Consider the following 21,664-nt stretch of genomic DNA (forward strand, 5'->3'; position numbering starts at 1 on the left):
AACGCCATGCCCCCTTCCGTCCCACATCCCGCGGCACGGTGCAGGCCGCACTGGTGAACGGAGCCGGCGGCGCGGCCGGGGTACGGGGCGCGTCGGGGACGCTGGAAGCGCGGGCCGGAGGTGGCATCGGAGTGCGGAGTACGCGACAACGGCGACGAAAGGAAGACATGGGGGCCGGATAATAAGTTCACCTGCCCGGGTGGACTAGGGTCTGTTCGCGAGCGCAAGCCTGAACGCACACGATCTCCACGTGGGACCGACACGCACCATACGTACACGCCGGTGTTGCGGGGAGAGCTGCTTCTGCCGTAGTGGCCTACGGCCCGCTGCTGCCACATCCGCGTCCAGCGCGCGAACGGCCGGGGGTGAGCACCCGGAATCCGGTCGTCGGCAACGGCCTCACACACCCGCACGCCACGCTGCCCGCCTGCGCGGCAGGGCGGGCCGCGGTGATGGCGCTGTGCGGTGCACCGGGACTCGGTCACGTCGGTGTCGGCCAGCTGGGCCGACCCGCTGAGCGTCCGCGATCACTCACTGGACGACCGTGGTGACCTTCCCCGTGGCGAGATCATAGGCGTAGCCGCCGACTGCGATATTGCCGATGCCCGGCGCGAGCTCGGGCGTCGAGCGCAGCTTGGCGACGTCCTCCTGGACCGTTTTGGACGACAGGACGGCCATCTTCAAGGAGGTCTGCTCGTCCCAGCCGCCGCGTGCGGCGTAGCCGGCGCGCAGGTCATCGTCGGCGAGCAGTGCCGAGCCGCAGTCGGTGTGGTGGATGACAGCGATCTCGAACCAGTCCGCGTCGGGGGCTTTCTCCTCGTGCAGATGCACGATCCAGGCGAGGTCCTTGATGACCGCGGGGGTCACCCGACCGCCGAGGTTGCGCGCGACGATCGCCTCCCCGAGCCGGACGCCGAGGACGGCCGCGGGCTCCACGCGCGGGTCGATGCAGGTGATCAGGTACAGCTGTCCGAACGGGTGATGGGTGCGGTGCCTGGCTCGGTGGTGCCGGTGTGGCTGGAAAGACTCGACGCCGGCGTGCTGACGCCGGACTATCGGCGGATCATGGGCATCGTGGGCGGCCAGGGCGGGGAGGCGATGGCCTGCGGGCAGCTCGCTGCGGCACTCGGTCTGGCTGTAGTCCTGGCGAAAGTCGAGGTGTGCGGTCGAAGGTTAAGCCCCTGGCCGCGCGGGGCTGGCTGGTCGAGACGGTGCCGGGCAGGTTCAGCGACGCTGCCGGGCCAGGCGGCGGCTCATCACCATGCTCATCGACCGCCAGATCATCGCCTCCGCGCTGTCGGTGCGGCCCTCGTAGTCGCGGGCCACGCGGCAGGAGCGCATCAGCCACGCAAACGTGCGCTCGACCAGCCACCTCCTGGGCAGCACGGTGAACCTCGAGGCATCGTCACTGCGTTTGACCACCGTCAGCGACCCGCGGGCGATCGGCGAAGGCGTCACCGGGCGCGCCGCGCCGCATCCACGCGCAGTGGATGTAGGTGTTGTGGCCGCCACCGACGTAGCACTGCGGGACCTACTGCGCGGCCGCCGCGCCGAACGTGGGAACCGTTTACGAGACAGCCCTGTCTACGCGAATCACCGCTGGTGGATCCCAGGTCGTGCTCGCTGGCCGGTAGAGGCGGAGCATGAGGCGGAATGGACCGCTCGGCGCGGGTAGCCAGTTGACGTCGTGTGCCGGGCGGGAAGCCTGGATGCGGATGGTCAAAGAGCCGTCGTCACCCAGCCGCAGGTCTGATGTCCGGTCCCCGATGGCGTATCGATCGATCTCATTATCGACCAGGAGGCCCTGGGCGTGGTACATGGTGAGTGACCAGAAGGCATGGACCGGCGGGAGCGCGTCGGCGGTGAAGGTGATCTCGTAGTTCCAGCGCTCACCGTCGAGCGGCTCGCCTGCGCCGTCCACCTCGCAGACGGGATACAGGGCCTCGCTCACCGGGTTGATGAAGATCTGGGAATGGGCGACAGCGGCCCGTAGGAGGTGGTCGCCTCCGAAGGCTGTTCCGACGTCGTTGACCGCCCAACCGTTCGTCAGGCGACCGAACGAGCGAACATGTCGATCGATGTCGTCGTATCCCCGTCTCAGGCCCTCGGCAATCGCACGCGTGGCCGGGGATGACAGCTCGCCGATATCCTGTACCCGTGACTGGTCGATGTCGCGACGTAGGGCGTCAGTGACGGCGTCCGGGTCGGCGTCGTCGAGCACCTGGGCCAGTGCCATGGCGAAGGCTGTGGGATCGGTGATCTCCGCCTGCCGGGTGTAGCGCGCGAGTTCCGCGTCGCGGGGGGCCAGGACGGGTGGCGCGCCGCGCGGCGTGATCTTCAGTTCGATCGCGTCCTGGAGCTGGTGCGCGCGCTCCAAGTCGAGGTCGTCGGCCGCGTCCACCAGGATGCGTCCGACGACCATGACATACCGCCAGTTGGTGCGCAGCCTGACCTCATCGGTGTCCTCGTCCAGGCGTGCCGGCCCGTTGCCGATCCTGATGGTGGGCAGTGGTCCGCCCGACGTGGTCCGGCTGATCGCGATCGGTGACGTGGTATCCGGAAGGGCCAGCTGGAAGCTGGCGTAACGGCCACCGAAATCGGGCAAGCGCAGCTCGAACTCATTGTGCCGGACGTCCAGCCAGGCAACCGAGTACAGCGTGTCCACGTTGGGGGCGACCCCAACCGTCAGTGTCGGATCAGACAGCCGTCGCTGGTGGCCGAAGGCGTTCAGGGGCGCGCCCGCAGAGGTCGGCGGGCGCGGCGCGAATGGGTCGAGAGGTTGGACAAAGTTGAGTCGTACCCGCTGAGCGAAGATCAGTGGGTACGCCCACACCTGGACGTCTCGGGCGGCGGCCTCGAGGGTCGCCTCGGGTGCAGGTTGCACTCCCCAGCTCCTTGTTAAAGTAAATTCAGTTCAACTAACGTAGCATTGAAGTTGTGGCGATGCGCTAAAGGGAGGTGGCCGCCTGTGCCTCGGACGCGGGCTGGAGCCGAGCGCGAGACTGAGCAGGTGGGCATGGACTGGCGCGGCTACGACGCCTCTGGGATCGAGCAGCTCGGCAGGGCCGGGCACCCGGACATCGTGCCGGCGGAGGCGGCTTGGCGAAGGCGCTGGGTGGAGAGTCTGAGCCTCCAGGCAGTCGTGTACGGGTTGCCGGCAGCACTGCAGTACGCCCAGATGTGCGTGGACGCCCTGGCCCCGGGAGCCACCCCAGGCATAGCGAAGTTCCGGCACGAGCGCGCGCTGGCCGGACCAGGCTTCAGCGCGTTCCGTGCACCCAATGTCGACACTCTCTACTCCAGTGCATGGTTGGACCTGCGCGGGCAGGCCGTGGAGCTCCGGACACCAGACTTTGGAGATCGCTACTTCACGGTCCAGCTCGTTGACGCCTACAGCAACGCCCTCAACATCAGCAACCGCACAGTCGGCTCGGCTTCCGCTCGCTACTGGCTGGTCCCGGCGCAGTGGGCCGAGACGGCGCCGGAAGGCACGACGCTCGTGCGTGTCCCGACCGCCGTGACGTGGTTGCTGATGCGGATCCAAGTGATCGGCGGCGACGTGTCCACCGTGCACGAGCTTCAGAACGCCGTCACGATCGCACCGGCCAAAGGAGCCCGAAACGCGCTCGGGCCACTCGTCGATCCGCAGTCGGTCGAAGAGGACTGGCAGGCATACTTCCGTGCCCTCGACGCGGCGATACGGCTGAACATGTACCCACGCGAGGAGCACGCCCACGTGCACCAGTTCCGTGCGCTCGGCCTGCTGGGCCGCGAGCAGTGGGACCCTGGCGCCCTCGATCCGGTGACCGCCGACGGAATGGCGGCCGGCTTCGAGGCGGCGATGGCGATGCTGAAATCGGCCCGACGCCAGTTGGGGGCGGACACGGGCACCAGGTGGACACGCGTCCTGGACAAGGGAGCACACGGGCACAACTTTCTCGCCCGGGCGGTGATGAACCACGTCGGGCTCGGCGCCAACGTCACCGAGGAGAACGCCTCCTTCAACACCCACGTCGACGCGGAAGGAAACCAACTGGGGGGCCGTCACGGCGACTACAGCCTGACCTTCGACGTCCCACCACCGAACGGCGCATTCTGGAGCGTCACGCTCTACCACGTCGAGACCGGACGTGTCTTCGACAATCCACTCGGCCGACACTGCATCGGCAGCGCCAATCTGGAATCCGCCGGGCCGGCCGGGTCAGTCCGGCTCGTGATCGCCCGAAGCGATCCGAAGGTGCCGAACTGGCTCCCGTGCCCAGACGACGACTTCTACCTGATCCTGCGCATTTACTCCCCGGGCGATGCCGTGCCCCGCGGGGATTGGCTGCCGACGCCCGTCCGGCGGATGGCGGGCGCGGCGAGCCGAACGTGCCAGTAGGGCTACGTTAGGCGTATTTGCCGATTTTGTTCGGTTTCGGGCGCGGTGGATTGGTTGATACGCACCAGCTGGAGGATCTGCGGGCGAGGTCAACTGGGCCCGCGGCGGATGCGTTCGCGTCGGCGCCGCGGCACGACGAGCGAAGGGAATCTGTTACCTGGCGGGGGCTGATGCTGGACGGGCGGCGTAGGTCGGTCCAGCCGATGGCGGAGCGGCTGCCGGACGGCGATGAGCAGAACCTGGGGCAGTTCGTGAATCAGTCGCCGTGGGATCCCGGTGCCGATGCGGCGGCGGAACGCGGAGCTGATGGTGCCGCTGATCGACTCGGATGCCTGGGCGGGAAGATGTCGGTCGGGGTCGGACATCAGCACTGTGGCGCGCTGGGCAAGCAGGCGAATTGCCAGGTCGCGGTCACCATGCACGCCGTCAGCGAAGACCCGGGATCGCGCCTGTTGCAGTGGCGGCCGTTCCTGCCCAGGTAGTGGGCCCAGGAATCCGCGCGGCGGCGTGTGGCCGGGGCGTCACAGGAGGCGGGGCACCGAGGGAAGCGGCGGCTGGGGCTGGACGAGCTGGTCGGGTGGGGTCTGGTGCCACCGCTGGTGGTGGCCGACGCCGGCTACGCTCAGAACGCCGACTTCCGGCACGCGCCGGCCAAGGGGACATTCCCTGGATGGTCGGTGTCTGCGGCGATGTGACCGTCCAGCCGCACGAAGCGGCTCCCGCGGCCCTGGGCTGCTCCGGCAACGGCCGCAAACCTCTGCCCCGCTACCGGACCAGGCATCAATCAGCAAGACCCACATCAACCTAACCGAATCCTGCTGGATCTCGTGCCGCCTCAAGCTTTTCATGGCACCTGCACTCCGTGCATGCGAAAGCCCTTGAACTGATTTCAGTTTGTCTCTAGGGTGACGGCCGATTGGCCATGACGATTGTCCTGCCGGAGCGCAAGGGAGCGCCGATGTCGAAACAATCGCTGCCCGAACGGGAACGAGTGGCTCGTAGAGCGAGTCTGGCCGCAGCCGCCGGAACGGCGATCGAGTACTACGACTACGCGCTCTATGGCTATCTCGCAGTCGTGCTGGCCCGCCTGTTCTTTCCCAGCCACGACGGCCTGGTCGGGTTGCTCAGCACGCTTGGTGTGGTCGCGAGCGGATCCCTGGTCCGACCGCTCGGCGGACTGTTCTTCGGACGTCTGGGCGATCGCCGTGGCCGCAAGGTGGTCCTGATGGTAACGGTCACCCTGATGGGCACAGCGACCACGCTCACGGGCCTGCTGCCCACCTATGCGGCGGTCGGGCTCCTCGCACCGATTCTCCTGACGGTCCTGCGCCTCGTGCAGGGCTTCTCTGCCGGAGGCGAGGTCGGCGGAGCGGCGTCGCTGTCCACCGAGTCGGCCCCTGCCCGGCGGCGTGGCCTATTCGGCTCTGCGACCTCGATCGGGGTGTCCCTCGGGCTCGCCGGCGCAGCCGCAACGGTCGGGACACTGACCGACGTCACGTCCGCCGAACAGTTGAATAGCTGGGGCTGGCGGGTACCCTTCCTCATCGCCGGGCCCCTGCTGGCGGTTGCCCTTCTCTACCGGATGCGGGTGGAGGACTCCCCACTGTTCGTGGAGATGGTGAAGGAGGCGGCTCCTCCCAAGGCCCCGGTGACCGAGGTCCTCCAGGCCCACAGGGCTGCCGTCCTCCGGGTAATGGGCATCGCCTACTCGACCATGACCACCGGGGGGATCGCGTCGGTCTATATCGTCGTTCATCTGTCGGCGGTGCTGAAGTATCCGTTGGCCGGGGCCCTGTGGCTGGTCGTCCTGATCGCGCTGATGCCGCTGGCGATCATTCCGTGGGCAGGTTCCCTGAGCGATCGCTTCGGACGGCGCCGCATCTTGGCGGCCGGCATGGGGGGATTCCTCATCCTCGCCGTTCCCTGCTTCTGGATGATGCAGCAGGGATCTCTCGCACTCGCCGTCGTCGCCACACTGATCCTGAACATTCCCTTCGGCATCCAGCAGGGTGTGGTCTACACGATGTATTCGGAGCTGTTCCCGACGCGGGTCCGCTACACCGGCATCTCGCTCGGCTTCAACGTTGGCGGGATCATCGGCACGGGGGTCGTCTCACTGGTATCAACCTCGCTGGTCGCCGTCACCGACCTCACCATTGCCCCGGCGTTCTACATCATCTTCGCCGCGGTCGTGGGGCTGATCATCATTGGGACTATGCGCGAGAGCTCAAGCCACGACCCGGCAGCCGAGTCGCGAGCCAATGAGGCAGCCACGGTGGTCACCAAATCCGCGCAATGAGCCAGGCGCAGTGGGCGCGGCGTAGCGCAGCAGACGCTGCATCGGCCCGGCCGGGCGTGACCGGCCTGTCAAGTGTCCGAGGGGGGAGTTGGACCGATACCCCACGGATCACACCGATCGTGACTCAGCTGGAGCTTCACTCTTCGTGACCGGCGGCTGGAGCGCGAACTCCAGGTTGGGCGGAGGCACTCATACGCCCCTGGTCCGGATGAGAGCGCCCTCGACGATCGCGTTCGTCAGCTGGGCCAGGAGCCCACTCTCTCCTTCAGACGTAACGGCTACGGGGCCTGTCTGCGGCACTGTCCACCGAGCTGGGTTCCGCGAGCCACCCATGCGAGGTAGTCGCGACCCTAACTGGCGTCGAAGACACCGGCCCCCCACGCCCCGACGACGATGACCAAAATGCTTCCTGCCAGATAGAAGGGTGAATGGCCACCCGGGAGAATTGTCACGGCATCGGTGAACTCCTCGATCCAGTTGACCACCGACGTGATCAGGCTGAGCCCGAGAAGGGACCACCCGACAATCCGAGAGGCTCGGGAGCGGATGTGCAGTCGACCTACCTTGATCTTTTGCGCTTCCTTGGTCATGCCACGGTTCTCTCTTCTGGGTCTGAGCGTACGGATGCGGTGTCGGAGTCCGGCGGAGCCTCGCGCTCACCGCGCCTCGCCGAACGGATGAGGAAGACGGCAGCCACGGAGAAGACGGCGATCGAGGTCCAGTCGTTGAGGCGAAGCCCCGCGAAGTCATGGGCCTCGTCGATCCGCAGATACTCGATCCAGAAGCGGCCGACCGTGTACGCGGCGGCATAGAGGGCGAAGGTCTGGCCCCGCTTCAGGGCGGACCGCCGACCGGCCCACATCAGCAGGAAGGCGACGCCGATGTCCCACAGTGACTCGTAGAGGAATGTCGGGTGGTACGTCGCGATATCGGGGCTGCCCCCTGGACGGTGCACGGGATCGATCCTCAGCCCCCACGGAAGCGTGGTCGGTCGCCCGTACAGCTCCTGGTTGAACCAGTTGCCCCAGCGGCCGACGGCCTGGGCCAAGGCGAGGCCCGGTGCCACGGCGTCCGCGAAGTCGAGCAGCGAGATGCCTTGGCGTCGGCAGCCGATCCAGGCACCGAGCGCACCGAACATGACCGCGCCCCAGATACCTGGTCCGCCCTCCCAGATCCGCAAAGCCTTCCATGGATTGCCGCCTTCGCCGAAGTACGCGTCGGGGCTGGTGATCACGTGGTACAAACGGCCGCCGACGACGCCGAACGGCACGGCCCAGATCGCGATGTCGTCCACTTCGTGGCGGTCGTACCCGCGGGCGGCCCAACGTTGCCGGGTGAGCCAAACGGCCACGAAGATACCCAGGATGATGCAGAAGGCGTACGCCCTCAGAGGCAGTGGTCCCAGGTGTACGACTCCTTGTGCCGGACTGGGCAGGTAAGCGAGTTGCATCCCATCAGCATACGCTTATCTGCTAAGTTAATTAGCACAAGTTCGAACCGATCACATCGGGTAAGGCCCCCCGCCGCCGCCACTGCCCCGGGCAATCCCCTGCCGCGCCCACCACACCCCTCCGCTATTCGACTAAGTGGCATAGCGGTACCCTGTCGGCAGCACCTCGCGAACCGGGAGCCTCTGCCCGAGCGGCGCCCCTGGCGCAGGCAGGAAGGCGGGCCGGGGCTCCCGGGAGGTGTGGGGCAGGAAGTGGGGCAGGGTTGGTGTGATCAGGGTCCGCAGGCCACCAGCAGTGGCAGCAGCGGAGCTACGGTACTGGCCACCACGACACCCAGCCACGTCACACGGTGCGGCCGGGGGCGCGGTGCGAGGACGCGGCGCAGCCGGATGAGGGCACCCGGCCCGCCGACGCCCAGAGCTCCCCGTGGCGCCTGCCCCGCGGCTACCTCACACATGGCGGTCGCCAGTGCGTCCCTGGAGTGGCTTCGTAGGGCTCTGTCATCCGCGATCATCTCTACCAGCAGCGTGATCTGCTCCTTGGCGTGCCGGGCGAGCGGCAGGCCGGGGAAGGCGCGGGAGAACGCGTCGATGAGCAGGTGGAGCAGGTGGTGCCGGCCCTCGATGTGGGCGCGCTCATGCTCCAGCACGGCACGCATCTGTGCATCGGACAGGACGTCGAGTGCGGCCTGGGTGACAACGACGCGACGGCGACGTCCCGGAAGGCAGTACACGGCGGGTGCGCCATGGTCCACGACCGTGGCGTCGTATCCGGGGGCCGGCTCGCCGACCAGAGTGAGCATGTCGAGATGACGCTGCCGCGCTCGGCGCGCCCGCCATGTACAGAGGACGAACCAGCCGAAAGGCAGCAGCACGATCACGGCAGGGGCGCTGAGCGCCAGGACGTCCCCGAGGGTGGGCGCGGACTCGCTTACCGGGGCTTCGGCGGCCAGACCGCAGACGCCGAGCAGCCCGACAAGGCCCTCGTGCACATGCCGCTCGGTGAGGACCAAGTGGTACACCATGAGCGCGGTCGCGACGACGAACGTCGCCATGAGTCCCTGCCATGCGAGGACCGCTATGACCGGAGCGCGGTGGGGCCACCGTGCCCGGGACAGCAGAGCCGGAACCGCGGTGCCCACCAGGGCCGCGTAACCGCCCAGTGCCACAGCCGTGATCACGCATCGCTCCGCTTTTTGGCCGCTCGGAGGGCCGAGCGCAGGGCGTCCGCCTCTTCCGGTGTGATCTGTTCGATGAAACTGACCAGAGTTCCGACCGGATCCGGGTTACCGCCGAGGGCCTCCTGCATCTGCGACGCCGTGTACTGCTGCCGGGTGCACGTGGGCTCGTACACCCAGGCCCGCCCCTCCTTGTGCCGCTTCAGCATGCCCTTGCTGTACAGAATGTCCGCCACGGTCTTTACCGTGCTGTAGGCGATGGGCCGCTTCTTGCTGAGGTCCACCAGTACGTCACGTGCGGTCGCCGGCCGCCCCCAGGCCCACAGGCGGTGCATGATCTCCGCCTCGAGCTCACCCAGCTGACGCACGATCGCTCCCTTCGCCCCCGGAATGCGAAGCCTCCGGCACCGGTGACCGCTCATCGTAGTGGGCCGATTCCCGGAGCCCTGCGGAGCCTTGGCGAGGAGGCGAGGTCGGCACGGGGCAAGCGGCTGCCGCACGGAGCCGCCGCACCAGGGCGTGTGCGAGCAACACCAGCGAGACCACGGCCAGGACCGGCTGCGCGGGGGCCCAGTACGAGAGGGCTCCGCTCACCCCGAGGGCCAGCACCACCAGCTTGTTGCAGATCGGGCAGCCGACCGCGAACGCGGACAGCACACCCGCGAGCAGCGCCCGGCGCCCTCGCGGCCCATCGGTCCGCGCGGCCAAAGGCCCATGCACGTACGTCGCCACCAGCAGTCCCATGAGCAGCGATGACGCCACCCAGACCGGATAGTTCCACCACAGCACCGGGGTCATCCGGGTATAGAAGGGCGTGCGTACGACTCCGGTCGGCACACCGATCGCGGCTCCGGCGGTAAGGGCCACGGCCACCGCCACCACCCACTGACGTGGCGTCCACGTACGCATGCGCCCGCCTCTCTGCCGCCACCACTACTGCCAAACAACTTAGTAGATTACCCTCAACGTCCGACCCGCACGGCATGATCCGGTCCGCTTCGGTACTGTCGGAGGGCAGAGCGACCACAGACGGAGCCACGACGTGCATGTGAGCCGATATGTACGAGCAGGAGGTGCCCTCGGGCACCTCCTGCTCGTCGTCGTGCTCGCGATGGGCATTTTCGTGATGCACTCGATGGGCCATCCCGACAGCGCCGCCGACACGAGCATGGGAGCAGCTCACACATCGGCCACGACGACCGCCCACACAGGCGGCGGCATGTCCTCGCCGCAGGCCGTTGTCGTCACCTCGCACTCTTCGGATTCCCATCAGGACAGCAAGCGTCCTCCCATCCCCCGGCCATGGGGATGGACATGGCCTCCCTGTGCGTGGCCGTGCTCGGCACGTGGATTCTCGCCGGTCTTCTCCGCGCGGTTCTGAGCCACGAGACGGACTGGCCGGCACTGCTTCGCGATGGCGCCGTGGCGGCCCTGCGCCCCAATCCGCCTCCGCCCAGACCACCTGACCTCGCTCAACTGTCAGTCCTGCGGATCTAGGCCGAACGCCACCGTGGGCAGCTCTCGCTGCCCGCGCCACCCCGTTCGACAGCTTTTCCACAGCACAGACACCACGAGGTTTTCGACATGACCGCCATCAAGCGCAGCACGCTCCGTCCGCGCGTCCGCCGTATCGCTCTGGTCAGCACCGTCGCCGCCGCGGGCTTGGTCCTCGCCGCCTGTGGCAACGACGACGACATGAGCGGCATGGACCACGGGAGCAAGAGCTCCGCCTCGTCCAGCGCGGCCTCCGGGGAGAACCCCGCACCGGGCACGTTCAACGACGCGGACGTGAAATTCGCGCAGATGATGATCCCCCACCACGAGCAGGCCGTCGAGATGTCCGAGCTCGCCGACGAGCGGGCCGAGGACGCCAAGATCAAGACCCTCGCCGGGGACATCGAAAAGGCCCAGGATCCCGAGATCAAGAAGATGAAGTCCTGGCTCAAGGCATGGGGCAAGCCCGAGTCCGGCAACAGCATGCCCGGCATGGACCATGGCTCCGACAGCGGCATGCCCGGTATGGATCACGGCTCCAGCGGCTCCGACAACTCGGGTATGGCCGGGATGATGTCCGACAAGGACATGAAGGAGCTGAAGGCCGCAAAGGGCACGGACTTCGACAAGATGTTCGCGCAAATGATGATCGACCACCACAACGGGGCGATCGACATGGCCAAGGACGAGCAGAAGAGCGGCAAGAACGCCACCGCGAAGAAGCTCGCCGACGATGTGGTGAAGACCCAGACCACCGAGGTCAAGCAGCTCCAGGGCATCCTCGACAAGCTCTGATCCGATCACACACCGACCGCTCCGGGCTCAGCCGGTCACTCCGGGAGCCCGGGGCGATCCCCTCACTCCTACTGGGCCGCGCCCGGTCATGCCCCGGCCCGCCCCCACGATTCCCGAGGACCCATGAAAACGCACCGCGCCGTCCAGGCAGCCACCGCTGTCGGCCTCGGCCTCACGCTGGCCGCCTGCTCCAGCGGTGACGGCGACACGGACTCGTCCCCCGCCGTCACGACCGTCAGCCACATCCACGGACTTGGGCTGGACCCGTCCGATCAGCGCCTGTACGTCGCAACCCACGAAGGCATCTACACCCCCGATTCCAAGGGCAATCCGCAACTGGTGGGCGACAGCAAGGACGACTTCATGGGCTTCACGGTGGCCCAGGGCAAGACCTTCTACGCCAGCGGCCACCCCGCCTCCGGAACGGACGGTCCCGGCAACAAGGGACTGATCAAGAGCACCGACGCGGGCAGGACCTGGAAGTCGCTCTCCCTCTCGGGTAAGTCCGACTTCCACGCCCTGGACTACGCATACGGCACCGTCTACGGCTACGACTCCACCGGCGGCCTGCTCCGCACCAGCGAGAACGGCACCACCTGGAAGGACGGAGCGACCCTCCAAACGCTCGACATCGCGGTCGCCCCGGACAACGCCGGCCTCGTCCTCGCCACCACCGCGGAAGGAGTCGCCCGCAGTACCGACGGCGGCAAGACCTTCACCAAAGGCAAGCAGCCGGTGATGGCCTTCCTCTCCTGGAAGGCCAAGAACGCCCTCTACGGCGTCGACACCTCCGGCAAGCTGAACCACAGCGCCGACGGCGGCGCCACATGGAAGAAGCTCGCCACAGTCCCCGGCGGACAGCCCCAGGCTCTCACCGCCGTCGACACCGGGCACATCCTGGCCGCGACGCAGAACGGCGTGTACGAGTCGAGGGACGGCGGCAAGACCTTCACCAAGCGCCTCGCCGTCGAGTCGAGCGGCGGCCACTGACTTTCCCGCGAAACGGATGTTGGCCGCGCCGACAATCCTGCCGTGGGAGACGGGGCACGGGCTTGCTGCCGACGGGTCCACTTCCCGTGGATCTCTTCTCACCCCGGACAGACGACCCGCGCCCGCTTACTGCAAGAGGTTTGCACATAAGCTGTCATCGCAGGAAGCCACATCACGAGATCATTCCCGAGGGAAGCCATCCATGACCGCACGAGTTCGCCGCTTCGACCGAGGCGAGATACATCGACTCGCAGCGATGTACGGCGTGGTGGCGGCACTCCACATCGTGGGATTCGGACTGTTCGCGTACTACAACGCGCGCTACCACGGTCTCACCGACAGCCAGGGGCGGTTGCTGTACGCCGGGGCCGCGGGATTGGCCTACACGCTCGGTATGCGCCACGCCTTCGACGCCGACCACATCTCAGCCATCGACGACACCACCCGCTATCTGCTGCAAAAGGGCAAACGCCCGCTCGGACTGGGCCTGGCCTTCTCACTCGGCCATTCGTCCGTCGTGTTCGGCCTCTCCGTCGGCATCGCCTTCGCCGCTCAGGCCGCCAACCGCTTCCAGGCAGGCTTCGCGGAGATCGGCGGCGTCATCGGGACTCTGGTCTCCGGCGTCTTCCTCTACGCGATCGCCGCACTGAACCTGGCGGTGCTGCGTGGCATCGTCCGCACCTGGCGCGAGGCGAAAGCGGGCCGCCACGAACCGGAGGAACTGGAGCAATAGCTTGCCGACCGCGGGCTGATGAACCGGGTCTTCAAGGGCCGCTGTAACCGGTTCATCGAGCACAGCTGGCAGCTCTACTTCGTGGGCCTGCTCTTCGGCCTCGGATTCGACACCGCCACCCAGGTGGGCGCGCTGGGCCTGGCGGCGGGTTCGGCCGCGGACGGCACGCTGCCGCCACTCGCCATCATCGCCCTGCCGCTGATCTTCGCCGCCGGCATGAGCCTGATGGACACCACCGACGGGGTGTTCATGGCGAAAGCGTACGAGTGGTCGTTCTCCAACCCGGTCCGCAAGATCTACTACAACCTCACCATGACCGGCCTGTCGATCTTCGTCGCATTCATCGTCGGCACCGTGGAACTGGTTTCACTACTCGCGGAGCAGCTGGGCGCGGCCGACCATCGGCCCTGGTCGTGGCTCACCGGCGTCGACCTCAATGCGATCGGCATCGTCATCGTGGTGACATTCCTGGTGACCTGGATCGGCGCCGTGACGCTCTGGAAGGTGCGGCGCTTCGACGAGCGATATCCGCCACAGCGCACCCCTGCCGAGACGAGGCCCGATCCATCGCCCTGACCGGTAAAGGGCCGACGTACCGGCGGCCGAGCCGGGAACCCCGGCCAGGTCGCGACAGCCGTCGGGTGACTGGGCCCACGGATCACGTCGCTCACCACCGTGCTGGCTCTGGCCTAGCCGCGGTTCCGAACCCCTGACAGAGCCCTCAGCCCTGGCCGACCTCGGAGCGCCCGCACCCACAGCGTCGACCAGTGGCACACCGACGTCACCTCAAAGCGGCCTCTCAGGCGTGCGACGAGCGGCGCGGTGGCCGATGGTCTGGCCCCCGTCGATGAGGAACTCCCCGCCCGTGGTGTACGAGGCGTCGTCGCTCGCGAGGAAGAGCACCATGCGGGTGACCTCCTCGGGCTCCCCGATGCGGGGTACCGGCTGATGGGCGAAGAGGTCGGGGGAGGCCGCCTCGCCCATCGGTGTGCGGATGACGCCCGGGTGGACGGAGTTGACGCGCACCCCGGTGCCCGCCATGTCGAGCGCGGCGGCCTTGGTCATCCCCCGCACGCCCCACTTGCTCGCCACATAGCCGACGCTGCCGGCGAAGCCCGTCATACCGGTGGCGGAGGAGACGTTGACGACCGCGCCGTGGCCGCGCTCGCGCATACCGGGGAGGACCGTGTGCATACCGAGGAAGGCACCCACCAGGTTGACGTCGAGGATCTGCCGGAAGTGTTCGGGAGACTGCTCTTCCACACTGCCACGGTGGATGATCCCCGCGTTGTTGACCAGGACGTCCACCGGGCCGAGGGTGTCCTGGACCGCGCGGACGACGGACTGCCATCGCCTTTCGCCGGTGACGTCGAGGTGGCAGTACCGCGCCTGGGGGAGCTCGGCGGCCAGGGCCTCTCCCTCGTCGTCGAGGAGGTCGCAGATGGCGACCCGGGCGCCTTCCGCGGCCAGCCCACGGGCATGCGAGGCGCCCATGCCCCGGGCTCCGCCGGTGACGATCGCGACTTTTCCTTCGAAGCGCATGGTGAACTTCCCTTCCACTGCGACGAGTCGGACTCATCGGGGCGCTGAGCGGCACCCACCTCAAGGGCGGCCGAAGGACTCGATGATCGTGGCGGCTTCCGGCGTCATGACCGCCTCGGCGATCACTTGGGCCTCTTCCCAGCCTCTCCGCTCACGCGATGTGACCCAGCTGGTGCGCAGCAGGTGTTTGGTCCGCCCGAGGGCGAACGCCGGTCCCGCGGCGAGCCGTTCGCCGAGTTGGAGTGCCCGGTCGCCGAGCGCCGTGTCGTCGACCACTTCGTTGACCAGCCCCCAGGCCGAGGCTTCCTCGGCGGTCAGTGTCCGTCCCGTGAGGGCGAGTCCGAGTGCGCGCTGTTGTCCGATCGCGCGGGGCAGGAGGTACGAGACACCGCAGTCGGGTGTCAGTCCGGCGTCGGCGTAGGCCAGGAGGAACTTCGTCGACGCCGCCGAGACGATCACGTCGCAGCTCAGCATCAGCGCCAGACCGGCACCCGCCACGGCCCCCTGGACCGCGGCGACGACCGGCTTGTCCAGCGCCGCGAGCCGTTGCAGGGCGAGATCGAGGGTGATGGCCAGTTCCTCCAGGTAGGCCGCCCGGTCCGGCGCGGCGGCCATGGCGGTCACATCGCCCCCCGCGCAGAACCGCCGGCCCGCACCGCGGACGAGTACCGCTCGCACGGCGGGATCGGCCGCCCGGTCCACCGCCGCGGTGAAGGCACGCGCCGTGGACAGGTCCACGGCGTTCGCGTGAGCCGGCCTGGCCAGGGTGATACGGGCCACGTCTGCCGCGCAGTCATAGCGCACGAGGTCGTCTGTCATGTCAACGCACACTCACTCACGCTCGGAGGGACGGTCGTCGGAGGGTCGGAGGTGCTGGGCCAGCAACTGGGCGAGATGGGTGCCGCGGACCCCGGCGAGCTGGTCGAGTTGAGTCCGGCAGGAGAACCCGTCGGCCAGCACGACCGCGTCCGCCTCCGCCTTCCGCACGGCCGGCAGCAAAGCCGTCTCCGCCACGGCGACGGAGATCTCGTAGTGTCCCCGCTCGACGCCGAAGTTCCCGGCCAGCCCGCAACAGCCGCCGACGGTGCGTACGGTGGCGCCGGCGTGTCCGAGCAGTTCGGCGTCGGCGGTCCAGCCCATGACGGCGTGCTGGTGGCAGTGCGGCTGTGCGATGCCGCACACACCGTCGAGCCTCGGCGGTGTCCACGTGGCGGTGGCCGTCAGCAGTTCGGCCAGCGTGCGCGTCGCGGCTCGTACCGCTGTCGCACGCGGGTCGCCGGGCAGCAGTTCGGCCGCGTCCTTGCGCAGTACCGCGGTGCAGGACGGCTCCAGCCCGACGACGGGGATCCCTTCCTCCAGGGCGGGTTCGAGCGCGTCCAGGCTGCGCCGCAGTTGGGCGCGGGCTCCATCGAGCTGGCCGGTGGAGATCCAGGTGAGGCCGCAGCAGACGGGCCCGTCGGTGAGCCGCACGGCGTACCCGGCGTCCTCGAGCACCGCCACGGCCGCCTCCCCGACCTCCGGGCTGAAGTGGTCGGTGAACGTGTCGAACCACAGGAGCACCGGTGTCCCGGTGGCGGCGGATCGCCCGGCGAACCACTGCCGGAAGGTGGGGGTGGCGAACGCGGGCAGCTCCCGGCGGGCGTCGACACCTCCCAGCCGCTTGACGAGCGCCGCGGGCCACGGCCTGCTCAGCACGGCGTTGGCCACGCGGGGCAGGCGTGAGGCCAGGCGTGCCCAGCGGGGCAGCCATCCCAGGGCGTAGTGGGCGGCCGGTCTGATCCGGCGGCGGTAGCGCTGGTGGAGCGCCTCGGCCTTGTAGGTGGCCATGTCCACACCGGCCGGGCAGTCGGCCGAGCAGCCCTTGCAGGACAGGCACAGGTCCAGTGCCTGCGCCACGTCATCCGAGCGGAATCCTGTGATCAGCGAGCCGTTCGCGACCTCTTGGAGTACCCGGGCCCGGCCCCGGGTGGAGTCCTTCTCGTCCCGTGTGGCCAGATAGGACGGGCACATGACACCGCCCGCGTCCGTGGTGTCCGATCGGCACTTGCCGATCCCGACGCAGCGGTGCACCGCGTTCGCCAGATCACCTCGGTCGTGCGGGTAGGCGAAGCCGAGGCCGCCGGTCAGTGACCGGGCGGCGGGCGCCCGAAGGTCCGCGTCGAGCGGCGCCGGGTCGGTGAGGACACCGGGGTTGAGCAGGTTGTCCGGGTCGAATACGCGCTTGACCTGGCGGAACGCCTCGATGGCCGCGGCGGAGTACATATACGGCAGCAATTCGCCGCGCGCCCGGCCGTCGCCGTGCTCGCCGGACAGGGAGCCACCGTAGTGGCCGACCAGCCGGGCGGCGTCGACCACGAACTCGCGGTAGCGGTCCGGCGCCGTGGCGAGGGGGAAGTCGATCCTGGCGTGCACACATCCCTCGCCCAGGTGGCCGTACATCAGCCCGTCGACGCCGTGCTCCCGCATCAGCCGGCCGAACGCCCGCAGGTAGTCGCCGAGGCGGACCGGGGGCACCGCGGCGTCCTCCCAGCCGGGCCACGCGGGCTCACCGGCCGGGCTGCGGCCACCGAGCCCGACGCCGTCCTCACGGATCGCCCACAGCGCCCGCGCGGGCCCGCCCGTGACGACCGCGGAGTCGAGGCAGTCGGCGTCCGTGATGAGCTTCGCCGCGTTCGCCCGTGCCTCGGCTTCGGTGTCGCCCGGCGTTTCCACGAAGAGCCAGCCATCTCCCCGGGGGAGATCGGGCACCGCGCCGCCGCCGCGCCGGGAGCGGACGACCTCCACCAGGCGGGCGTCCATTCCCTCGATCGCCACGGGGTGGTGCGGCAGCAGAGCCGGTACCGCATCGGCGGCCGTGGGCATGTCGGGATAGCCCAGCACCGCCAGTGCCACGGCGGGGGGAGGTTCGACCAGCCTCACCACCGCGCCCAGCACCACACCGAGCGTGCCCTCGCTGCCGACGAGGAACTTCGCCAGATCCGCGCCGTTCTCCGGCAGCAGGTGCTCCAGCGAATAGCCCGACACCTGCCGACCGAACCGCCCGAACTCGGTGCGGATCACCGCCAGGTGCTCGCTGACGAGGTCTTCCAGCGCACGGCCCTTGTCACCCGCGGCGCGCAGGCCGGACCGGCCGAGGCGGCGGGCGTCCAGCCGCTCGCCGTCGGCGGTCAGGGCGGTGAGGGACACGACGTTGTCGGCGGTGCGGCCGTACCGGAGCGCCCGCGCGCCGCAGGCGTTGTTGCCCAGCGAACCGCCGATCGTGGCGCGGGCATGGGTCGAGGGATCGGGCCCGTACCGCAATCCGTACGGGGCCGCGGCGGCGCTGATGTGATCGAGGATCGCTCCCGGCTGGACGGTGGCCGTCCGCGCCTCGGCGTCCACCAAGAGCACCCGGTTCAGATGCCGGGAGAAGTCCAGGACGATACCGGTGCCCACCGCGTTGCCCGCGGTCGAGGTCCCGCCGCCCCGGCTGGTGACCGGAACCCCCGCGGAGCGCGCGACCGCGACGGCGGCCGCGACCTCGTCGGGGTGCCGGGGGAAGGCCACGACCGCGGGTACGACACGGTAGTTGGAGGCGTCCGACGCGTACTCCGCCCTGCGGCGGGCGCTGACATCGGCTTCTGCCAGTCCGGCACGGCGCAACGCGTGTGCCAGTTCCCGGCGCTCCGCCGGGCCGCCGTCCGGCGCTTTCCGTCCGCTCATGCCATGCTCACCGCGACCTTCAGGCGGCCTGTCGCCGGTACGTCGGCACACTCGTAGGCGGCCTGGACGTCGCCCACCTCGTAGGTGTGTGTCACATAGTGTTCCGCCAGGACCCGATGGGCCGCCAGGTACCGGCCGGCCGCCTGAAGGTAGCGGCGGCGCTCCAGCGTCGTACCGGCCTGCATCGTCAGTTGCTTGCGCAGGAACTTCCACATGTCCAGCGCATACGGGTGTTCCTCGGGGATGCCGAAGTAGTGGATCAGACCGGCCGGCGCCACAGCGTCGACCGCGTCGCCCAGTGTCGCGGTCTGGTGGCCGATCGCCTCCACGACCACACCCGGCCGCTGGTCGTCGTCCAGGTGCGCGGTCCAGCGCCCGGTCGCGCCGTGAACGGCCTCGTCCACCCCGAAGAGACCGGCGATGTCGCCGCGGTCGACGACATCCACCCCGGTGACCCGCCGCGCTCCTCGGTCCTTGATGACGTGGCTGAACAGGACTCCGATCGGCCCCTGGCCGAGGACGGCCACCTCGGCGCCGGTCAGGGACCCCAGCCGGTCGACGGCGGACAGCACGCAGGCCAGCGGTTGCAGCAGGACGGCGGTGGCCGGGGCCAGCGCCGCGTCGTACTCGGCCAGCCCCGCTCCCGCGGTGACCACGTATTCGGCGATGGCGTTGGCGGAGTCCGCCCATCCGACCACCCGTGTGCCGGGCGCGAGAGAGGCGTCCCGCGAAGCCACCACCTCTCCGACCACTTCGTGCATCGGGAAGCCCGGGAGGCCGGGAGCGCCGGGACCGTTGTCCCGCGCGACCAGCGGTGCCCGGAGGCCGCGGAAGTCCGGGGCGTCGCTGCCGCAGATGCCACCGGCGAGGGAACGCAGCAGCACCTGTCCGTCCCCCAGATCACCGGCTTGCGGCGCGGGCACATCAACCTTCTCGAACCGCCTCGGCGCGGCAAGCACATACGCCCACATCGTCGAACGCTCGCTTTCTCGTCAGCTCTCGTCACCGGTCGCGGAGCGCGCACCGGAGGCACCCATGGCGCGGGCGTCCAGGCCGCCCAGGGTGTCCCCCGCCACCTCCGCGTTGTGCGCGTGTGCGAAGTGGTGCAGGCCGAAGACGGAATCCATGCCGGCCCTCATGCCTTGCAGGTCCTCCGCCTGGTTGACCGCCTTCTTGGCCAGCGCGAGGCCGAACCGGGGCATCGCGCCGATGCGTTCGGCGATCTCCAGCGTGTCTTCGAGCAGTCGCTCACGCGGCACCACACGGTTCACCATTCCCAGCTCGTAACAGCGTTGAGCGCTGATCCTGTCGCCGGTGAACAACAGCTCCTTGGCTGCCCTGGGATTCATCACCCACGGATGTGCGAAGTACTCCACCCCGGGGATTCCCATCCGGACCACGGGGTCGGCGAAGAAGGCGTCGTCGGAGGCGATGACGAAGTCGCACGCCCATGCCAGCATCAGCCCGCCGGCGATACAGGCGCCGTGCACCATCGCGATCATCGGTTTCGGAATCTCACGCCAACGTCGGCACATTCCCAGGTACACCTCGGATTCGCGGGCGAAGCGCTGGTCGCCGCCCTGCTTGTCCGTGTGGTCCCACCAGAGCACGGCCTTGCGGTCGAAGGACCGGTCCGTGTCCCGGCCGGGGGTGCCGATGTCGTGCCCGGCGCAGAAGTGCGGCCCGTTTCCCCCGAGCACGATGACCTTGACCCGCTCGTCGTCGACGGCGCGGGTGTACGCGGCGTCGAGCGCGTAGGTCATGGCGGAGTTCTGCGCGTTGCGGTACTCGGGACGGTTGAGCCGGACGACCGCCACGTTTCCGACGCGCTCGTAGGTGACGACCGGGCCGTCGTTCATCGTCGCTCCGTCGGGCGTGTTCCAGGTGGCGGTCACGAAAGGCGTTCCAGGATCATGGCCATGCCCTGACCGCCGCCGACGCACATGCCGACCATCCCGACCTGCCGGTCGTTCCACTGGAGGGCGTTGATGAGCGTGGTGGTCATGCGGGCGCCGGTCATGCCGAACGGATGGCCGAGCGCGATGCCCCCGCCGTGCACATTCAGGCGTGCGGGGTCCACGCCGAGGTCCCGCGCGCTGGGGATGACCTGCGCGGCGAACGCCTCGTTCAGCTCGACCAGGTCGATGTCCCCGATCGACATACCGGCCCGTGCCATGGCCTGGCGGCAGGCGTCGACCGGCCCGAGGCCCATGATCTCGGGCGACAGGGCGCTCACTCCGGTGGAGACGATACGGGCCAACGGAGTCGCCCCGAGTTCGGCGGCCTTGCGGTCGGACATGATCACCAGGGCCGCCGCGCCGTCGTTGAGCGGGCAGCAGTTGCCCGCCGTGACGGTGCCGTCGGGCCGGAACACCGGCTCCAGCCCGCTCAGGCCCTCCATCGTCACACCGGGGCGGGGGCCGTCGTCCTGGGAGACGACGGTTCCGTCCGGGAGCGTGACCGGTGTGATATCGCGTTTCCAGAACCCGCTCGCGATCGACTCCTCGGCCCGGCTCTGGCTGCGCAGGGCGAACTCGTCCTGCTCCGTCCTCGACACCCCCCGCAGCTCGGCCACGTTCTCGGCGGTGTGTCCCATCGCGATGTAGACGTCCGGGAGGGTCCCCCGCTCCCGCGGGTCGCGCCAGGGGCGGTCGGCCCGTTCGGTGCGGGCCGTCGCCTCGGCGAACACGTCGTTCTTGGTGTCGGGCAGTCCGTCCGCCTTGCCCTGGCCGTAACGGCTGACGGTCTCGACACCGGCGGCCACGAAGGCCTCGCCCTCCCCCGCCCTGATCGCGTGGAAGGCCATTCGGGCGGTCTGGAGGCTGGAGGAGCAGTAGCGGTTCACGGTGGTGCCCGGAACCCGGTCCATACCGGCGAGCACACCGACCACCCGGGCGATGTTGTAGCCCTGCTCACCCGCGGGCTGCGCACACCCGATCATCAGGTCGTCCAGCTCGTGCGGATCCAGCTGCGGGACCTTGGCCAGCGCCTCCTTCACCATCAGGGCGGCGAGGTCGTCCGGGCGGGTGTCCCGGAGCGCCCCTTTACGGGCGCGGCCTATCGGGGAGCGTGCGGTCGCGACGACGACTGCCTCGGGCAT

The 21,664-nt window shown here is 68.9% G+C and carries 18 protein-coding genes and 2 pseudogenes; 6 read left to right on the plus strand and 14 right to left on the minus strand.

What is annotated here, in order from left to right; all coding sequences use genetic code 11:
• Positions 1 to 531: 531 nt before the first annotated feature.
• From LIV37_RS12385 to LIV37_RS12395, 3 genes are all read right to left on the minus strand, one after another.
• The gene (locus tag LIV37_RS12385) at positions 532 to 1,113 is read right to left on the minus strand and encodes a carbonic anhydrase (RefSeq protein WP_309471193.1); all 582 of its coding nucleotides are present in this window, start codon (positions 1,111 to 1,113) and stop codon (positions 532 to 534) included.
• Between the two features lie 111 nt (positions 1,114 to 1,224).
• Positions 1,225 to 1,458, minus strand: coding sequence for an IS5/IS1182 family transposase (locus tag LIV37_RS12390; RefSeq protein WP_020867456.1), 234 nt, complete (start codon positions 1,456 to 1,458; stop codon positions 1,225 to 1,227).
• A gap of 109 nt (positions 1,459 to 1,567) precedes the next feature.
• Complete coding sequence (locus LIV37_RS12395) at positions 1,568 to 2,884, minus strand: DUF1254 domain-containing protein (protein WP_020867457.1); 1,317 nt, start codon at positions 2,882 to 2,884, stop codon at positions 1,568 to 1,570.
• A gap of 132 nt (positions 2,885 to 3,016) precedes the next feature.
• On the opposite strand from LIV37_RS12395, the gene LIV37_RS12400 reads away from it, so the two are divergent.
• The 3 genes and pseudogenes from LIV37_RS12400 to LIV37_RS12410 all read left to right on the plus strand — a co-directional run bounded on the left by LIV37_RS12400 (position 3,017) and on the right by LIV37_RS12410 (position 6,680).
• Positions 3,017 to 4,381 (plus strand): DUF1254 domain-containing protein, encoded by a 1,365-nt coding sequence (locus tag LIV37_RS12400; protein ID WP_020867458.1) that lies wholly within the window; start codon positions 3,017 to 3,019, stop codon positions 4,379 to 4,381.
• A gap of 170 nt (positions 4,382 to 4,551) precedes the next feature.
• Positions 4,552 to 5,076, plus strand: a pseudogene (locus LIV37_RS12405) (transposase).
• Positions 5,077 to 5,303: 227 nt separating this feature from the next.
• Positions 5,304 to 6,680 (plus strand): MFS transporter, encoded by a 1,377-nt coding sequence (locus LIV37_RS12410; protein WP_202979647.1) that lies wholly within the window; start codon positions 5,304 to 5,306, stop codon positions 6,678 to 6,680.
• 350 nt (positions 6,681 to 7,030) lie between these two features.
• On the opposite strand, the gene LIV37_RS12415 is transcribed toward LIV37_RS12410, so the two are convergent.
• The 5 genes from LIV37_RS12415 to LIV37_RS12435 form a co-directional block, all read right to left on the minus strand.
• Positions 7,031 to 7,270: a hypothetical protein gene (locus tag LIV37_RS12415; protein ID WP_020867461.1), complete on the minus strand. Its 240-nt coding sequence runs from the start codon at positions 7,268 to 7,270 to the stop codon at positions 7,031 to 7,033.
• Positions 7,267 to 8,130 (minus strand): prolipoprotein diacylglyceryl transferase, encoded by an 864-nt coding sequence (gene lgt / locus LIV37_RS12420; RefSeq protein ID WP_121825544.1) that lies wholly within the window; start codon positions 8,128 to 8,130, stop codon positions 7,267 to 7,269. Before lgt ends, LIV37_RS12415 begins: the two co-directional genes overlap by 4 nt.
• Positions 8,131 to 8,402: 272 nt before the next feature.
• On the minus strand, positions 8,403 to 9,311 hold the full coding sequence (locus LIV37_RS12425) for a M56 family metallopeptidase (protein WP_020867463.1): 909 nt from the start codon (positions 9,309 to 9,311) through the stop codon (positions 8,403 to 8,405).
• Complete coding sequence (locus LIV37_RS12430; RefSeq protein ID WP_020867464.1) at positions 9,308 to 9,676, minus strand: BlaI/MecI/CopY family transcriptional regulator; 369 nt, start codon at positions 9,674 to 9,676, stop codon at positions 9,308 to 9,310. Before LIV37_RS12430 ends, LIV37_RS12425 begins: the two co-directional genes overlap by 4 nt.
• Complete coding sequence (locus LIV37_RS12435; RefSeq protein WP_121825543.1) at positions 9,660 to 10,217, minus strand: hypothetical protein; 558 nt, start codon at positions 10,215 to 10,217, stop codon at positions 9,660 to 9,662. The genes LIV37_RS12430 and LIV37_RS12435 overlap by 17 nt, the downstream gene beginning before the upstream one ends.
• A 675-nt stretch (positions 10,218 to 10,892) precedes the next feature.
• Between LIV37_RS12435 and LIV37_RS12440 the strand changes: the two genes are divergently transcribed.
• From LIV37_RS12440 to LIV37_RS12450, 3 genes and pseudogenes are all read left to right on the plus strand, one after another.
• On the plus strand, positions 10,893 to 11,597 hold the full coding sequence (locus tag LIV37_RS12440; protein WP_020867466.1) for a DUF305 domain-containing protein: 705 nt from the start codon (positions 10,893 to 10,895) through the stop codon (positions 11,595 to 11,597).
• A gap of 123 nt (positions 11,598 to 11,720) precedes the next feature.
• Complete coding sequence (locus LIV37_RS12445; RefSeq protein ID WP_020867467.1) at positions 11,721 to 12,587, plus strand: F510_1955 family glycosylhydrolase; 867 nt, start codon at positions 11,721 to 11,723, stop codon at positions 12,585 to 12,587.
• A gap of 256 nt (positions 12,588 to 12,843) precedes the next feature.
• Positions 12,844 to 13,896: pseudogene (locus tag LIV37_RS12450) on the plus strand (HoxN/HupN/NixA family nickel/cobalt transporter).
• 210 nt (positions 13,897 to 14,106) lie between these two features.
• Here LIV37_RS12450 and LIV37_RS12455 read toward each other — a convergent pair.
• From LIV37_RS12455 to LIV37_RS12480, 6 genes are all read right to left on the minus strand, one after another.
• The gene (locus tag LIV37_RS12455; protein WP_121826083.1) at positions 14,107 to 14,862 is read right to left on the minus strand and encodes a glucose 1-dehydrogenase; all 756 of its coding nucleotides are present in this window, start codon (positions 14,860 to 14,862) and stop codon (positions 14,107 to 14,109) included.
• Positions 14,863 to 14,922: 60 nt separating this feature from the next.
• Positions 14,923 to 15,681: an enoyl-CoA hydratase/isomerase family protein gene (locus LIV37_RS12460; protein WP_020867471.1), complete on the minus strand. Its 759-nt coding sequence runs from the start codon at positions 15,679 to 15,681 to the stop codon at positions 14,923 to 14,925.
• Positions 15,682 to 15,693: 12 nt separating this feature from the next.
• On the minus strand, positions 15,694 to 18,564 hold the full coding sequence (locus LIV37_RS12465; RefSeq protein ID WP_020867472.1) for an FAD-binding and (Fe-S)-binding domain-containing protein: 2,871 nt from the start codon (positions 18,562 to 18,564) through the stop codon (positions 15,694 to 15,696).
• Complete coding sequence (locus LIV37_RS12470; RefSeq protein ID WP_202979646.1) at positions 18,561 to 19,487, minus strand: zinc-binding dehydrogenase; 927 nt, start codon at positions 19,485 to 19,487, stop codon at positions 18,561 to 18,563. Before LIV37_RS12470 ends, LIV37_RS12465 begins: the two co-directional genes overlap by 4 nt.
• Before the next feature lie 69 nt (positions 19,488 to 19,556).
• The gene (locus LIV37_RS12475) at positions 19,557 to 20,423 is read right to left on the minus strand and encodes an enoyl-CoA hydratase (protein WP_121826082.1); all 867 of its coding nucleotides are present in this window, start codon (positions 20,421 to 20,423) and stop codon (positions 19,557 to 19,559) included.
• Positions 20,424 to 20,455: 32 nt separating this feature from the next.
• Entirely contained in the window at positions 20,456 to 21,664 is a 1,209-nt protein-coding gene (locus LIV37_RS12480; RefSeq protein ID WP_020867475.1) for an acetyl-CoA C-acetyltransferase, read from the minus strand.

The organism is Streptomyces rapamycinicus NRRL 5491 (assembly GCF_024298965.1).
GTDB classification, from domain to species: Bacteria; Actinomycetota; Actinomycetes; order Streptomycetales; family Streptomycetaceae; genus Streptomyces; species Streptomyces rapamycinicus.

Bases quoted from the DNA above. Each gene is read 5' to 3' on its own strand.
- LIV37_RS12465 (WP_020867472.1), bottom strand. From the start codon at position 18,564: ATGAGCGGACGGAAAGCGCCGGACGGCGGCCCGGCGGAGCGCCGGGAA.
- LIV37_RS12440 (WP_020867466.1), top strand. From the start codon at position 10,893: ATGACCGCCATCAAGCGCAGCACGCTCCGTCCGCGCGTCCGCCGTATC.
- LIV37_RS12460 (WP_020867471.1), bottom strand. From the start codon at position 15,681: ATGACAGACGACCTCGTGCGCTATGACTGCGCGGCAGACGTGGCCCGT.
- LIV37_RS12400 (WP_020867458.1), top strand. From the start codon at position 3,017: ATGGACTGGCGCGGCTACGACGCCTCTGGGATCGAGCAGCTCGGCAGG.
- LIV37_RS12455 (WP_121826083.1), bottom strand. From the start codon at position 14,862: ATGCGCTTCGAAGGAAAAGTCGCGATCGTCACCGGCGGAGCCCGGGGC.
- LIV37_RS12410 (WP_202979647.1), top strand. From the start codon at position 5,304: ATGACGATTGTCCTGCCGGAGCGCAAGGGAGCGCCGATGTCGAAACAA.
- LIV37_RS12435 (WP_121825543.1), bottom strand. From the start codon at position 10,217: ATGCGTACGTGGACGCCACGTCAGTGGGTGGTGGCGGTGGCCGTGGCC.
- LIV37_RS12445 (WP_020867467.1), top strand. From the start codon at position 11,721: ATGAAAACGCACCGCGCCGTCCAGGCAGCCACCGCTGTCGGCCTCGGC.
- LIV37_RS12475 (WP_121826082.1), bottom strand. From the start codon at position 20,423: ATGAACGACGGCCCGGTCGTCACCTACGAGCGCGTCGGAAACGTGGCG.
- lgt (WP_121825544.1), bottom strand. From the start codon at position 8,130: ATGCAACTCGCTTACCTGCCCAGTCCGGCACAAGGAGTCGTACACCTG.
- LIV37_RS12480 (WP_020867475.1), bottom strand. From the start codon at position 21,664: ATGCCCGAGGCAGTCGTCGTCGCGACCGCACGCTCCCCGATAGGCCGC.
- LIV37_RS12415 (WP_020867461.1), bottom strand. From the start codon at position 7,270: ATGACCAAGGAAGCGCAAAAGATCAAGGTAGGTCGACTGCACATCCGC.